15 protein-coding genes, 1 tRNA gene and 2 pseudogenes are annotated in these 15,314 nt (G+C 32.7%); 6 read left to right on the forward strand and 12 right to left on the reverse strand.

Going from position 1 to position 15,314, the window contains the following annotated elements:
* Nucleotides 1-86: 86 nt before the first annotated feature.
* Together ACICP1_RS03685 and tsaB are read left to right on the forward strand one after the other, a co-directional pair.
* A complete protein-coding gene (locus ACICP1_RS03685) occupies nt 87-1,217 on the forward strand; it encodes a cation:dicarboxylate symporter family transporter (RefSeq protein ID WP_395461102.1) in 1,131 nt (376 codons plus the stop codon).
* Nucleotides 1,217-1,822 (forward strand): tRNA (adenosine(37)-N6)-threonylcarbamoyltransferase complex dimerization subunit type 1 TsaB, encoded by a 606-nt coding sequence (gene tsaB / locus ACICP1_RS03690; protein WP_264730634.1) that lies wholly within the window; start codon nt 1,217-1,219, stop codon nt 1,820-1,822. Before ACICP1_RS03685 ends, tsaB begins: the two co-directional genes overlap by 1 nt.
* On the opposite strand, the gene ACICP1_RS03695 is transcribed toward tsaB, so the two are convergent.
* The gene (locus tag ACICP1_RS03695) at nt 1,792-2,376 is read right to left on the reverse strand and encodes an AAA family ATPase (protein WP_250120390.1); all 585 of its coding nucleotides are present in this window, start codon (nt 2,374-2,376) and stop codon (nt 1,792-1,794) included. The two genes, tsaB and ACICP1_RS03695, sit on opposite strands and share 31 nt — an antisense overlap.
* A gap of 235 nt (nt 2,377-2,611) precedes the next feature.
* Here ACICP1_RS03695 and ACICP1_RS03700 point away from each other — a divergent pair, with 235 nt between their 5' ends.
* Nucleotides 2,612-3,322, forward strand: coding sequence for a class II aldolase/adducin family protein (locus ACICP1_RS03700; protein ID WP_139686912.1), 711 nt, complete (start codon nt 2,612-2,614; stop codon nt 3,320-3,322).
* Between the two features lie 190 nt (nt 3,323-3,512).
* Here ACICP1_RS03700 and ACICP1_RS03705 read toward each other — a convergent pair.
* Nucleotides 3,513-4,333: pseudogene (locus ACICP1_RS03705) on the reverse strand (IS630 family transposase).
* 78 nt (nt 4,334-4,411) lie between these two features.
* Nucleotides 4,412-5,059: a heme exporter protein CcmB gene (locus ACICP1_RS03710; RefSeq protein WP_264686454.1), complete on the reverse strand. Its 648-nt coding sequence runs from the start codon at nt 5,057-5,059 to the stop codon at nt 4,412-4,414.
* 108 nt (nt 5,060-5,167) lie between these two features.
* Here ACICP1_RS03710 and ACICP1_RS03715 point away from each other — a divergent pair, with 108 nt between their 5' ends.
* The gene (locus ACICP1_RS03715) at nt 5,168-5,545 is read left to right on the forward strand and encodes a TraR/DksA family transcriptional regulator (protein WP_007302671.1); all 378 of its coding nucleotides are present in this window, start codon (nt 5,168-5,170) and stop codon (nt 5,543-5,545) included.
* Nucleotides 5,546-5,624: 79 nt separating this feature from the next.
* Nucleotides 5,625-6,745, forward strand: a pseudogene (locus ACICP1_RS03720) (IS256 family transposase).
* A 158-nt stretch (nt 6,746-6,903) separates the two neighbouring features.
* On the opposite strand, the gene ACICP1_RS03725 reads toward ACICP1_RS03720, so the two are convergent.
* The 4 genes from ACICP1_RS03725 to secG are packed head-to-tail and all read right to left on the reverse strand — an operon-like array spanning nt 6,904 to nt 9,589.
* A complete protein-coding gene (locus tag ACICP1_RS03725) occupies nt 6,904-7,311 on the reverse strand; it encodes a nucleoside deaminase (protein ID WP_010404879.1) in 408 nt (135 codons plus the stop codon).
* A gap of 17 nt (nt 7,312-7,328) precedes the next feature.
* Nucleotides 7,329-7,622, reverse strand: a complete 294-nt coding sequence (locus ACICP1_RS03730; protein ID WP_007302591.1) for a hypothetical protein — start codon at nt 7,620-7,622, stop codon at nt 7,329-7,331.
* A 39-nt stretch (nt 7,623-7,661) separates the two neighbouring features.
* Entirely contained in the window at nt 7,662-9,269 is a 1,608-nt protein-coding gene (locus tag ACICP1_RS03735) for a CTP synthase (RefSeq protein ID WP_127464150.1), read from the reverse strand.
* Nucleotides 9,269-9,589, reverse strand: coding sequence for a preprotein translocase subunit SecG (secG, locus tag ACICP1_RS03740; RefSeq protein ID WP_007302593.1), 321 nt, complete (start codon nt 9,587-9,589; stop codon nt 9,269-9,271). The genes ACICP1_RS03735 and secG overlap by 1 nt, the downstream gene beginning before the upstream one ends.
* Nucleotides 9,590-9,705: 116 nt before the next feature.
* Between secG and ACICP1_RS03745 the strand changes: the two genes are divergently transcribed.
* Nucleotides 9,706-10,230 carry a gamma carbonic anhydrase family protein gene (locus ACICP1_RS03745; RefSeq protein ID WP_010404888.1) on the forward strand — a complete coding sequence of 175 codons (525 nt, stop codon included), beginning with the start codon at nt 9,706-9,708 and terminating at the stop codon, nt 10,228-10,230.
* Here the strand turns inward: ACICP1_RS03745 and ACICP1_RS03750 are convergent.
* The 5 genes from ACICP1_RS03750 to ACICP1_RS03770 all read right to left on the reverse strand — a co-directional run bounded on the left by ACICP1_RS03750 (nt 10,220) and on the right by ACICP1_RS03770 (nt 15,288).
* On the reverse strand, nt 10,220-11,245 hold the full coding sequence (locus ACICP1_RS03750; protein WP_395461103.1) for a hypothetical protein: 1,026 nt from the start codon (nt 11,243-11,245) through the stop codon (nt 10,220-10,222). The genes ACICP1_RS03745 and ACICP1_RS03750 overlap by 11 nt on opposite strands.
* A 227-nt stretch (nt 11,246-11,472) precedes the next feature.
* Nucleotides 11,473-12,222, reverse strand: coding sequence for a hypothetical protein (locus ACICP1_RS03755; RefSeq protein WP_010407202.1), 750 nt, complete (start codon nt 12,220-12,222; stop codon nt 11,473-11,475).
* A gap of 625 nt (nt 12,223-12,847) precedes the next feature.
* Nucleotides 12,848-14,659: a glutamine--fructose-6-phosphate transaminase (isomerizing) gene (gene glmS, locus ACICP1_RS03760; protein WP_395461104.1), complete on the reverse strand. Its 1,812-nt coding sequence runs from the start codon at nt 14,657-14,659 to the stop codon at nt 12,848-12,850.
* A gap of 8 nt (nt 14,660-14,667) precedes the next feature.
* Nucleotides 14,668-15,081, reverse strand: coding sequence for a preprotein translocase subunit YajC (yajC, locus tag ACICP1_RS03765; RefSeq protein WP_006012489.1), 414 nt, complete (start codon nt 15,079-15,081; stop codon nt 14,668-14,670).
* A gap of 130 nt (nt 15,082-15,211) precedes the next feature.
* Nucleotides 15,212-15,288, reverse strand: a tRNA-Asp gene (locus ACICP1_RS03770).
* Nucleotides 15,289-15,314 lie beyond the last annotated feature (26 nt).

The following is a 15,314-nucleotide window of genomic DNA, read 5'->3' on the forward strand; positions in this document are numbered from 1 at the left end:
GGTAATGCAAATATTTTAGGCAGTTTTACTTTACTTAGCAGCTAATTTATCATATGTATTTCCATAGGATATCGCTATATTAGAATATGTTACAATTACTAACCTTACTTGCTGTTATCACTTCGGTTGTATTTTTTGGTCATCTAGTTCCAATGGAAGTGAAAACCTTCTTGTATTCAATAAGCCTTAGTATAAAAGAGATCTTACTATTTATAATGCCTTTTATTGTTTTTGCATTAATCTTTAGTAGTGTTAACAATCTTAAGCAGTCGGCTATAAAGTTTATATTATTACTTATTATAACGATTTTCTTGTCGAATCTAGCTTCAAGTTTAATAGCTTATTCTGTTGGGCATTTCATCACACAAAACACTTATTCAATACAAGATATAACATATGAAGAAACAATTGTTCCTTTATGGTCATTTAGGATACCTGCATTGCTTTCTAATTTTTATGCCCTTGCTTGTGGATTTGTATTAAGCATATTAGTGTCCACAATATTACCAAAAAAAAGCAAAGAGCTCTCGAACAAAATGTTAGATTTAACTCTCTTTATTTTGAAGACATTTTTGACGCCAATTATTCCAATGTTTGTACTTGGTCTTGCTTTAAAAATGGAACATGATCAGGTTTTACCCATAATATTTAAGGATTACTCAATAATTTTTATTATTATATCATCTTCAACTTACCTTTATGTTTTTCTCTTATATGGAGCAGCAAATTCGTTCAAGATCACAAGCTGGATAGCTAGTATAGGTAATATGATACCAGCATTTATTACTGCAATGAGCACAATGTCTAGTAATATAGCTATGCCGCTTACTCTTGAAGGAAGCAAAAAAAATGTAAAGCAGCATGATATAGCATCGTCTGTTGTGCCAATAACTGCTAGCTTTCATTTAGTAGGTGATTGCTTTTTTATTATAATACTATCAATGATAATGACTTTTGGTGGTGCATTGTCTGCAACAGACTATGTGACTTTCCTTCTCTACTTTCTGTTATTTAAATTTGCTATTGTTGCAGTTCCAGCGGGAGGGATTATAGTAATGTTGCCTGTTCTTGAGAAGTATCTTAAATTCTCCCCAGAGATGCTTTCATTAATTACAGCATTGTATATAGTGTTTGACCCAATAATAACTTCAGCAAATGTTATGGGTAACGGTGCGTTCACTATGATGTTTACAAAGCTCTATGATAAGCTTAAGTGATGTCCATTCTAGCAATTAATACTGTAGGTGCTGGTAGTTCAATAGCAGTAATTGATTACGATGGTAATTGTTTTGTAGAACGCAATTCTGCAAACAATAGTCATGCAGAATCATTTTTTCAAATACTGAATACTTTGTTTGATAAGCATAATTACAGCTACGATAAAATAGACCATTTAGCAGTGATAGTTGGACCAGGAAGTTTTACTGGAATCAGAGTTGGTATATCAACTGCACAAGGTATAAATCTTGCTACAAATAAGCCGTTATATGGGGTTAGTGCCCTGGAAGCTCAAGCATATGCAATATCGCTACTTTGTACAAATAGCAAAAAAAATATTAAAGCTATAATCGAAGATGATCAAAAGTTTTATACGCAGTTATTTGATTTCAATTTGTTACCGCTATCAAATCCTGCTGTAGTAAGTGAACTCCAGCCTGAAACGCACTGCATTACATATATGGATTGCAGTTTACCAAAGTTGGATGCTAGCCATGCAGCGCTATTAGTCCGTTATAGACTAAAAAATAAACAAAAATTAAATGGGGTTGAGGCTCTATATTTAAATGAGCCTCAGTATATGAAATCGTTGCCTATTGCGTAAACACTATTAATTTGGCCAAGTTTGTACATTTGACTTACTATTTCTTCTGCTACTTCTTTTATACTCATATTTGAATTTTCTACCTCTATAGCATTTTGTGGTACAAATAAATCTTCCTCCCTAAATTTAATACTATTTATATTAGTAACCTTCCTATTTTTTCTTTGCTTTTTTGATATAGTACGCTCTTGTAATATCAATGGATTGCACCTAAGTACTATAGGGAGGATTTTTGTGCTCATTTTTTTACTAAGTTCTACTACTGAGTTATATATTCTTATGTTGTAATCATTATTTTTAATTAATTCATCAACAAATATATAATTTTTTGAGTCAATAGGATAGGCTTCTATTGCCTGAAACATAACATGTGTAGTGTTATATATTCTATCTCGAGCTTCTTTGGAAGTTTGATTATATTCAAGTCCACTTACAATTACTGCATTTATCATACTAGATAATACTATTGCTGTAGAAAGTTTACCACTTCCTGGAAGACCAGTGATATATATGAAAAATTTTGTTAGCTGTTTTTTTATGTCAACGTTTATCATATTATTTTTAATATTAAAACCTACAATTATAATAACATAAAAACAAGGCTTTAAAACATATGAAATATTACATAAAAAGTCGCTTTTATAGTTAAAATACTATGTAATCTAGAAATGTAAACTCTAATCACCTAAGGCAAGTAAAAGTGCTTAGTATTTTAACGTAGGTTCACCTTTTAGTTTGTAATAAACTTTTTTTTACGTATAAATCTTTAGAAAATTTTAGTCAAGAGCTATGTTATTAACAAATAGTGAGTTGAAAAGAGACCTAGTTAACGCCTATCAAATTTTATCTTATCTTAAATTAGATGATCATACGTATACTCATCTCTCTGTACGTTCTGAAGATAAAAAGTCATTTTATGTTTATCCGTTTGGTATACGTTTTTATGAAGTAGATGAAAGTTCATTGATGAAAGTATCGTTTGATGGGAATATAATTGAAGGCAAAGAATATCAATATAATAAAACTGGCTATGTAATCCATGGCTTCATTTATCAAGCAAGAAAAGATATTCAAGCAATTTTTCATCTACATACACCTTCTATTGTAGCAGTTTCTTCTCTCAAGGATGGATTACTCCCAATAAGTCAGTGGGCGCTGCACTTTTATAATAAGGTATCTTACCATGATTATAATTCCCTGGCACTTGATGATACAGAAGGAAAAAGATTAATAGCTGATTTGAAAGAAAATTTTGTGATGTTAATGCGCAATCATGGATCTATAACATGTGGTCAGACTATACAAGAAGCAATGTTTTATACGTATCACTTAGAACAAGCTTGTAAAACTCAATGCCTGACGCTAGCAATGAATAGGGAGTTGTCAATTCCAAGTGAAGAAATTTGCTCAAAAGCCGTAAAGGATCTTCTGTCTTTCGAAAGCAATCTTGGTGAGAGAGATTGGCACGCATGGGTTAGGTTGATTAAAGGTAAGTTATAAAAGTTTCTGACTCTTCGATAGATATTAGATTTCTTGCATAACCAGCCAGTCTGAAATCCAATAATGGTTTCACACGCTGTAACTCTTCAATTCATGTAAGAAGTCTAATGTCTCCATCTCTACTTAAGTTAACACCCTTAACTAAGCAGATACAAGTAAATATAGCCCTTCCCATAATAGTCCAAAAAGGTCATAAGAAAGAAGAATCGACAGCATGACGAAAAGATTTGAATAAAGGAATGTTTTTCCTGGTTCTGTTTTTTATAGCAAACCAATAATGTTCAATTTTGTTAAAATCTGGAGAATATGGAGGAAGATATAAAATTTCTGCACCAACTCCTTTAGCAAATCTTATTAGACTTATGAAAAGTAGCATTATCAAGGATAACAGTTTGTCCAGGTTCCAAAATCGGTGTCAGAAACTGCTCAAACCATTTATTAAAGATATCCATATTGCAGTGGCCTTTAAAGGTTAACGGAGCAATTATTTTTCTTCCACTTAAGGCTGCAACCATGCTAATTCGTTGAGTTTTCTTCCCAGATTTTAGGGCATAAAACCGCTGTCCTTTCTGGCAATAACCATAGGTTCAGTGTCCAGACTCATCTATATACACTAATTCTTTAGGTTCTTTTGTTGCTATAACCTTTGAAAATTGAGCTCGCTTTTCTTCATTTCTTTCTTTATATCCGTAGGTCTTTTTTTTCTTGTGAATCCTATATTTTTAAGTGCTCGATGAATTGTTTGTCTACTAATATTGCCCCAGCATCTCTGACTGAGTTTTGTCACCTTGCTCATTTGCAAATTCGGCAAATGCATTCCAGTCGGTAATTTTATGCCACGCTTCCAGGCTTTTTTGACTGAAAATCTCCCGTTTTCTCACGTCTTTTCTTCCACTCATATAAAGTTGTTTTTCCGATCTTAAATCTCTTGGCAACAGTTTCTCCACTCTCTCCTTCATCCAATGCTTCCATTACCTTTTTTCTTAAGTCATAACTATTTGCTACTGGCATCCTTACCTTCCACTACTATCAATCCATATCTTACTCTTTTTGGACTATTATGAGAAGGGCTATAACTAGTAAGTTTTTTCAATCCTGCTCCACAGCAAATTTTAATGCTATGTGAGTAGTTATAGTGCTGTTAACAATTAAAATGACAAAAACTAAGATGGTGATTAGTAGTGTATAAATATTCAAGGATAAATTTTCAAATTGAGTTAGCAATTTGAAATATACAAAAGTTGGCATTATCATTGGCAAAACAAGAATTTGCGACACTCCTGATGCTAAGTTATTTCGACCAATCATCAATGCATTTCCAGTAGCTGAAATATTAATGATTATCAGCGTATTAAATAATAAAGACACTCCAACTGCTATTGAATGTTCAATATTATTGCCTAGAATTGCAAAGCTGAACATGAAAGAAATCACTGAAATCGGTAACCCAAATAACAACCAGTGAGCGAAGATTTTATAAGCAACTATCAGCCTAGAAGAGAGTGGCTGTAAAAAGATTTGCTCTAATATTCCATCATGATAATCAGATGTAAATAAATTATTTGTAGAGATCTGCAAAACAAATGTAGCACATATCCATGTTAATGTTAATATGACTTCTTGTTTACTGTTGTTTTCAAGTGTATATGAAGATAAACTTAACATTATAATAAAAATACATACTATATAAGCAAGATTATTATCATTTATTACTAATTTTTTTACCAAACTAATCATACCAGGATTTTAAATGTTTATTATAAATTATAGTGTTTACTTTGAGGGTAGTATAATTTTTTGTGTTTACAAGTTATATAAGTTTTAATATATTTTATTGATAATGCTATGGAAAAATTAATAAAAATAAAGTTACCGGAAGATTACGTTCCTTCAGAAAATGAAGAATATATGAACGTAAAACAACTGGAATACTTTAGCTTAAAGTTACAATCAATACTCTCTGAACTGGAGAAACAAGATCTAGAAGATAGTAGTATTTATTCTGATAGTGAAAATGGAGAATTAATTAAGCGCCGAAAAGATAGAAAAGAAAAAATTAAGGAGGCGTTGGAAAAAATAAAATTAGGCATTTATGGTTACTGCGATGGAACGGGAGAAGAAATAGGAGTCGAAAGACTTAAAGCTAATCCGCTTGCTATGTATTGTATTGAAGAACAAGAGAGAATAGAAAAAGAAAAGAACGTGTATAACATTAATGATTAGAACTTGTCGGGAGTGTTAAATAAACTGTGTCAAACCGAGAAGTAAAGTAATAAATTGATAAAAAAATGGAGGTTTGACAATGAGTCAAGCAAACACAACTACCGGTTTGGTAGACTATAAAGAATTAGAAACAAATATCTTATCATCTATACGAGAAGGAAGACCATTGACAGGAAGAGATGGAGCATTAACACCATTTATAAAAAAACTGCTAGAGGGAAGGCGAGATAGAAAACCATTTGTCGGCTGAAAGCAAAGAAAACAAACGAAGAAATTCAAAGACTTTACGGACAAGTATTTGAACTATTGACACCAAGAGATAGAGAAGGAAGTTTCGAGCCACAAGTAGTCAGAAAAAGGCAAACAAACCGAACTTGAAGCAAAGGTTTTAAGTACATATGCCAGTGGCATGGGATATAGCATCGCATGTAGAAGAAATATAAAATATCTGCAGCAGAGATATCAAGTATTACTGACAAATTGTTACCGGTAATCAACGAATGGCGCAGTCGTCCGCTGCAATCTGTATATCCAATAGTGTTCATGGTTTTTTAAGGTCAAGGAGGACGGGCATTGTGTAAGCAAATGTATGTATAACATATTAGCAAAATGGCAGAAAAGAAGTTTTGGGTTTTTATTTGGCTGAAAGTGAAGTTCTGGTTGGGAGTACTAAATGACCTAAAGGAGAGAGGAGTAGATGATATTCTGATAGCTTGTGTTAAAAAGCTTTCCTACAGCTATAAATAGCGTATTTCCTAAAGCAGAAATGTATAGTACATCAGATAAGAAATTCACTGAAATATGTATCGAGCAAAAGTTTTCATGAATGATTTGAAAAAAACATATCAAGTAGAGAAATAGCCGAGAATTATTTACTTGAACTGGAGGAAAAATGGGGAGAAAAATATACTTTAGTTTTGGGAGAATAATTGGGAAAATCTGTCTAGTTATTTTAAATATTCCGGCCCTGTAAGAAAGTTAATTTATACCACAAATCCTATTGAAGGGTTACATAGACAGATCAGAAAATTTACTAAAACTAAGGGCTCATTTACTAGCACAAATGCCTTGTATGAATAGGTATATTGTGCTATAAAGAAGGCAGGAGAGAAATGGACTATGCCTATACATGATTGGGCTTTTACTATCTCTCAACTTGATATCTTTTTTCCTGGTAGGTTAAAAATCGAGTTGAACTAAAAATGCGATTTGACACAGTTTATTTAACACTCCCTGCAACGGAGTTATCGTAATAACACCCCTTATGTACGTTGCATGAGCAAATTGGTCAAATATACGAAAGAGTTATAATACAGATTTTACTCAAAAAATATTGAAACAATCTCACACATCTTAAACTAAGTTCTCAATTTCTCAAAGAAATCTTTTAACAAAAGAGAACATTTTGTTTCTAATATTCCACCATAAACTTCAGGTATGTGGTTACAGAATTGAAATATTCTAGTGCCGTTTTCAACTCCTCCACCTTTGGGATTGTAAGCCCCGAAGTACAGACGTTTAATTTTTGCAAAAGAGATAGCTTGAGCGCACATCGGGCACGGCTCTAACGTTACGTACATTTCAGCTTCATAAAGCGTGGAAGTTGAAAATGCTTGTCTAATTGTTAACATTTCTGCATGTGCAGTTGGATCATTAGATATATTGTGTGCAGAGGAGATGATATTGTTTCCATTAACTATTACAGCACCTATTGGCACTTCGCCATCTTTCTGAGCAAGTTTTGCTTGCTCTATGGCAAGTTCCATGTATTGGTACTTAAACATTAGGTGCTTGGGTAAATATAATTTTCTTTTCTTGGCTTTTCTATTTTTTCTAGGTTATAGAATTCACTAAGGACTATTGTCCTTTTTACAAGGCTATCTATTTCTCGCTTTAAATATTTTTTTATTTCTTCTACCGATTTTAGTTCGTTTATAGCTACAACTACTTCTTCCATTATATCCTCTATAATTTGATCCTCCTCTAATTTATATATTATTTGTTCTACATGTCTATTCAATTCCTCGAAGGTCGCAGATCCATATGTAATGCTATCTTTACTATTTCTTAGTAACATTTTTTACCTCTCTATTAGAATAGAGTTTATTCAGTTCTATTAAACTCTATTGTCAATAGCTGCCTTAATAAATGATGTAAAGAGAGGATGAGGAGAAAATGGTCTTGATTGAAATTCTGGATGAAATTGCACACCAATAAACCATGAGTGATTTTTTAGCTCCACTGCCTCTATGCATGTTTTATCTTCTGATATACCACTGCATATCATTCCATTCTCTTCTAAGTTATTTTTATAATCTAAATTAACTATATATCTGTGTCTGTGTCTTTCTGAAATAGTGACACTACTATACACATTTGCCATTTTTGAATTTGGATTTACATTACACTTGTATGTTCCAAGTCTCATGGTTCCACCAAGATCAACGTTCTTACCATCAGCGAGCTTGATGATTGGGTGTTTGCAAGTATAAAATTCTTCAGAGTGTACATCTTCAAGCTTAATAACGTTACGAGCAAATTCAATCACTGCAAGCTGCATACCAAGACATATTCCTAAAAAAGGAATGTTATTTACACGGGCATAGTTTATTGCTAATATTTTACCTTCTATTCCGTTATCACCAAATCCTCCTGGAACAAGGACTGAATTAGAGCTTTGTAATTTTTCTCTGATAAACTTTGCATCTATAGATTTTCCATTCTCTTCTCTTGAGTTGACCCAATTTATCTTCACTCTAGCTTTATTACTAATTGCACCATGGTTTAATGCTTCAATCAGTGATTTATATGCGTCAGGAAATTCAGTATATTTTCCTACTATGGAAACGATAACTTCTTGTGTTGGATGTCTCATAGAGTGTACTATTTGGTCCCATTCAGGTAAGCTTGGTTTTGGCTTACTTAAGTGAAAGTGATCCAAAATTTGTGTCCCGAGCCCACATTGATTATACAAGGACGGTAACTCGTATATATGGTTTACATCAGGAGCAGGTATTACGTTAGATAAAGAAACATTGCAAAGATTGGCTATCTTTTCTTTTTGATTATCGGAAATTTCTTTTTCACTGCGACATAATATAATATCTGGTTGTAACCCCGCAGAGTTTAACTCTCGAACTGAATGCTGTGTCGGTTTTGTCTTTAATTCTTGTGCTGCAGTGAGATATGGTATTAAAGTTAAGTGAATAAGGATAACTTTTTGCTTTCCTAGTTTATAATTAACTTGGCGTATAGCTTCCAAAAACGGTTGGCTTTCAATATCACCTACGGTTCCGCCTATTTCGCATATTACAAAATCTAAATCTTCTGTACCATTAAAAATGAAAGATTTGATTAAATCTGTCACATGAGGAATGATTTGCACAGTTTTGCCTAGATAATCACCACACCTTTCCTTCTTTAATAATTTATTATATACTTTACCAGTTGTTATATTGTCGTCCTTGGTTGCTTTAATTTTAGTAAAACGCTCGTAATGTCCAAGGTCTAAATCAGTTTCAGCACCATCCTCAGTAACAAATACTTCCCCGTGCTGAGCTGGGCTCATTGTTCCAGGATCAATGTTGAGATATGGGTCAAGCTTTCTGATGCGAACATTGAATCCATGAGCTTGAAGAAGTGCTCCCACACTTGAAGCAACTAAACCCTTACCAAGTGATGAAACAACTCCACCTGTAACAAAGATAAACTTGGTTTCTTTCATTAATTTTCAAATGGAACAGAAGTTGATTGGCCTTCTTGCTTCTTTTCTGATATAATCTTCTCTGCAATTGATTTTTTATGTACATCTTTTGAACATAATCCTGATAGTAACAGTGTATTTATAATGAACAGCCCAGCAACTATAGAAGTTATTCTACTGAGTGGATTTTCAGAAGACTTTACCGGAATTATTGAATTCATTCCCTGTTGTGAATTACTAAAGCCACTTAATGAACTACTTCCAGGTGGCTGCAGGAGCACTAAAATTACCAATACAACAACTAATATTATTTGAAGTACACTAAGTACTGTTACTGACATTATAAATAGAGCTAAAAATAAAGATTTTAGGAGCATAAGGATCATAAGTCAAGAATATCTTTACCCGAGTAACTTGACTACTGGAACCCAAGTATGTATTAAACCTTATTTAAATTATGAGCTATCACATTTTAAAATACAAAGATTATGAACCAAAAATGGATGAAAGTTCTTTTATCGCAGATGGTGTGCGTATTATAGGTAACGTTGAAATAGGAAGGAATGCGAGTATCTGGTTTAATTGTGTGATCAGAGGAGATGTTGGATCAATCGAAATAGGTGATGAAACGAATATTCAAGATGGCACCGTAATTCATGTAGATAGAAATCCAGGCGGTGACACGATTATTGGTAGTATGGTGACGGTTGGACATTTTTGTGTGTTACATGCATGCACGATACATGATAAAGCATTTATTGGTATGGGCTCTGTTATAATGGATCATGCGATTGTCGAGTCTGAAGCTATGGTAGCTGCTGGTTCACTGGTGACACATGGAAAAGTGATAAAAAGTGGTGAAGTATGGGCTGGCAGGCCAGCACAATTCTTCAAAAAAATGTCAAATGAAGAAATAAAACATATTACACAATCTGCACAAAATTATATCATGCTGATGAAAGAATATAAGGCTATATGCTAGGTTGAGAAATCTTCAGCTCTGATGCACATTCTACGTTAACTACTTCAAAAGTTTCTTCAACTATATAATGCTTATCAATATAAGCTTCTTCAACTCTAGGAATATGCTGATTAATAAAACTACCTCTGACTAGAATATCCTTTATTGGCCAGTTTGTTTCTGTTGGAGTACCTGATAGCATAGCTGCATATTGTGCTTTTGCTGATTTTAGAGAAAAAGACATAATATTGTTTAAGTTAAGAAAGAAATTTACACGACTCCTGCAGTATTCAAGCGATTTGCCCACTGGATAATATGGTATTTCACCTACAACCTTTCTTATTAACCAATTGCACTCTTTGGTAAGTATGCTTGCTTCTTTTGGAACTTGTAGCGGTATTATAATATCATTGCTAATTCTATTTTCTTCTTGAGAAAAAAGTTCGGTGTAAGCTCCTTTTTTTCTGTGTTTCTCAAAATACTTAGGAAAATAAATATTGAGATATTCAGAGTGTAATTCTATTCGATTTTTCTGATCATTTTCTAAGACAAACGTATATTTATCACCATTTTGCTTAAGTTCGCATAACTTAAATTTACTAAGGTCAGAGTCTGGAAATGGCTTTTCAATTTCAAAAGCAAGTGTAAGAGTGTGCGTTGTGTGATCAAATTCATTTTTTTCTTGTAGACCATCTTGTAAACTATAGTACTTATTTTTTTCATACTCTTTTCCTTCTATGTTAGCACTCACTTCCTCTTCATCCAAATTTTCAATAGCATCAAAAAATTCTTCTTCATCCAGATCTCTTTCTTTTTCACCTGGCTCTTGTTCTTTCAGAGAATCATACCATACACCCTCTTCATTAATTTTCGCCTCTATTGTATTTTCTACACTTATTTTTCTTGTATGATCATTTCCATTGCTAGCAGTTGTTTGATAATGTGTATCGTTAGTTTGAAAAAAGCTCTTTACTTTTGATATTAAGCTAATCCATGAAAGTCTGACTTGATTAAGTAGCCATTTAAAACTCTTCATTGTTTTACCCCAACCTAATTACTAAAAATTGTAACAGAATAAATTAAATATGTCAATAAGATACACAAATTGTACTAACTGGGAATTAGTGGCAGCACTTAACATCTGTGTAAATTTTGACATAGGCGTTTTCTGCATTTTAACCAAATCAGTAAGGAGAACACCATTGATATTCTCCTTTTAGAAGCAACTTGAATAAAACTGATAAAGTTTGAATTAAAGTGTGATTAGGAAAGTGAGTGATGAGAACTCTTTATTTGGACTTCTTTTGATTCATCTATTTTAGTATTAGGTCTTAGTGCTGCATATGTAGCACCACCAGCTACGAGTGCAGATGATGTAGCTATGCCAATTATTGCTAACATACTTAGTCTAGTTGTATGTTCAAGTATAGTACTTGCTACCAGCCCAACAGCAAGACCAACACCAATAACAGCAGTGTACAACATTCTAGGATTATTTGAATTAGGCATATAGCTCACTAACTCTCTGCAACACTTTTCTGATTCTTTCTTTATGTCCTCGAGCTTATTTAGATCTTCTTCTTCTATTTTAGCATTTAATTCTAGTTTCTTACATAATTCTTGCATTTCTTTTACTTGTTTTTCTAATTTTTTTAAAAAATTTATTATTTTTGTTCCTTGTAATTTTATTATTGTTTCCTTAAGTAGTAACGTTGATATTGGCATTGCTATTTCTTCTATCTCTTTTTCTGTTTTCCTTTCCAATTCCACTACTTTTTCTATTCCTTCGTCTGATATTTCAGTGTCTTTTTTTAGTTCTATTTCAAACTTTCTTTTTTTTAACTCTGATTTTGCTTCTTGTAATGATTCTAATGCATTCCATAGCTTTTCACCAGAATTCCGACTCCGTTTTGGTGACATTTGTTGACTACTTTTGGACTTTTTTGGTGACATAAGCTGAAATTTAATTTCTTTGAGCTTTCTTGCGCTTTCACCTGCATTTACTTTAGCCATAATAAACCTCGCATATTAAATAATGCTATTACATAATATCTTTAAAGCTCAAGGTCAAATAGTATCTTTACATAATATAAATCATAAACAGAAAATTTTAGTGTAAATTGCCATATTTACTTTGTGCTACGGTTTGAGATAGAATAACAACTTGCTTCAAATATGGAAAGGCAGTACAACTCTATAATCAAGTTACTGAACTCTCATTTACTCCTCTTTTTTTGTAAAACAATCTACAATTAATTAGAAGATCTTCAGATAGACGTTGATCATTGGTTGTGTTTTTACAATGAGACAAGACCTCATTCTAGTAAATATTGTTATGGCGATGTAGACTTTCCTGAATAGAAAACATATTAGAAAAATATTAGTAGCATTACATAAGAGACTGATATTAGTTTTCAATTTTTCTGTTAGTTAATTCTTGCTTGCTAGGTTAAGTTGTGTCTGGTAACCATAATGGCAAATCTTGTTAATTTGAGGTGTGGATTTTAGCCTCTCTCATCCTTACATTAGTTACATATTCTTTCGCAGAGGGCTAATGATAGCAATGAATTTATTAGTAAAATTCAGTAATTTATAACTGACAATTAGAGCTGTTAATTAGCAACTCACTTTAAATAAGTTACTCAACTGTGACAGATTTAGCTAAATTTCTCGGACAATCTACATCTAACCCTTTTTTTTCTGCAATAGAATAAGCAAGAAATTGCATAGCAACACTGTAGATAATTGGAGAAACAAAATTGTCAACTTCTGGAAGTTGCACCACATCTATGCAAATTCCCTTTAAGAGCGGTGCTCCTTGCTTATCACTAAAGGCAATTACTTTACCTTTTCTTGCAATAATCTCTTGTATATTGGATAGCGTTTTAAAGAATAAATTATCGTAAGGAATAATTGCGATAACAAGTACAGTAGAGTCTATCAAGGCGATAGAACCGTGCTTCATTTCTCCCGCTGCAATACCAATTGTGTTGATATATGAAAGCTCTTTTATCTTCAATGCACCTTCCATTGCAACTCCATATGAGCTTCCTCTCCCAATTATAATTATATTATTGTGCTCTAATATACTGCCTGATATATGTTGTATTTCCATCACATTCAAAACATGCTCTACATGTTCGGGAATGGAATTAATAGCACCGCTTAGTTCCTTTATCCTCTCTCTACCCAGTATACCTTTTATTTTTCCAAGCTCTACAGCAAAGCATGCTAAAATTGCAAGCTGCGTAGAAAAGGTTTTTGTCGAAGCAACACCAATCTCAGGTCCAGCAAGAGTATGCAATACAATATCTGAGGCTTTTTCTATGCTGCTATTAAATGTATTAATTATGCTAATGATCATTTGTTTCTGCAATCTCGCATAACGTAGTGCTTCCATAGTATCTGCAGTTTCACCAGATTGAGAAATGAATAAGCCAATACTACCTTCTTCGAGCTTGACGCTGCTATACCTAAATTCTGACGAGGTTTCTAGATATACCCGAATTTGAGCAATACTTTCCAGCCAACACTTTGCTATTAGTCCAGCAAAATAGGATGAACCGCATCCAACTATAGTAATGTAACCTAGTTCAGAAAATAATTCTTTGTTGATTTCTTTATATTGTTTATAAAATTGATTTATTGTTTTGTTTAATGCATACGGTTGCTCAAAAATTTCTTTTAGCATAAAGCTAGGGTAACCATTTTTACTAATTAGAAAATTTCTTGGACTGCTATTTTCTGTTCTGCGTTTAACTTGTATACCATTATTATATATACTGAATTCGTTAGATTTTATTACTGCAATATCATTATCTTCTAAATGCAATATTTTTTCTACAAATGAATTCAAAGTATTAGTATCAGAAGCAGCAAACACTTTATTACAGTTATATCCTATTGCTAAAGGCAAATTTCTTTTTGCAACAAATAAAGTATCTGGATATTCTGCAAATAATAAAGCCAAAGCAAGTGAACCTTGTAAATTGTTTAGACACTGTAATATAGAATCAACTGGTGATAACCCTTCATCAAGATATGAAGTTAATATGTTTGGTATCACTTCTGTATCAGTATCGGTGTGGAAAGATACTCCCTTTTCCTCCAGATCCTTTTTTAATATATTGTAATTTTCAATTATGCCATTATGAGCAACAACAACATTATTTATATAAATGGGATGAGCATTTTTAAGATTTGGAGCTCCATGTGTAGCCCAACGAGTATGTGCTATACCAACTTTGCTACTAGATATCTTGCTCTCATGAACAACTTCACACAATCTTTCAACTTTACCTTCTGATTTTTTTACTTCTATCTTACCTCTATTATTTATAATTGCTATACCTGAAGAGTCATAACCTCTGTATTCCAATTTTTGCAACGCGGTTAGTAAAGTTGGTATTACTGAATCACCGCTACTTACTATACCTAATATTCCACACACTTCTTAAATTATGAAGCATTTTTGTCTTTTTTACTTTCCTCTAGTTTATTTTTCTTGCCATTCTTTTCAACTTTGCTTTTTTCAATAGATTTAGCTACTGGCTTTTGAATTTCTTTATTTAAGATTTCAGATATAGCAGACTTTAGGATTTTTATTTCAATTTTTGGTGCTATTTCTAGTATTAGTTGTGCATTTACTTCGTCAACTTTGTTTACTTCACCTATTATTCCACTAGAAGTAATAACCGTATCACCACGTTTTATTTGATCTATCATCCTTCTATGTTCTTTTAGTTTTTTGTGATTGGGGCGAATAATGAGAAAATAAAATACTACAAATATTAAAATGAGTGGAATAAAGCTAGCAACAGATGCTGATACATTGTTAGTCGCATCTGCCGCAAAAACCTCAGAAATGAACATATTTAATCCCAATTATTAATGATAAAATTAAATAGATTAAGCAGCAATTACAATATCATGTCAAGTCTCTGAAAGAAATTAATTCAAATTAATAAGAAAGTTAAAGAATTTTAAGATGTTTCTGCTGTAATGGCGGGAGTGATGAGACTTGAACTCACGACCTCATGCGTGACAGGCATGCGCTCTAACCAACTGAGCTACACCCCCCATTGCTTTTTAACGTTTGCAACCTT

The organism is Wolbachia endosymbiont (group B) of Ablattaria laevigata, from assembly GCF_964277395.1.
Lineage (GTDB): Bacteria > Pseudomonadota > Alphaproteobacteria > Rickettsiales > Anaplasmataceae > Wolbachia.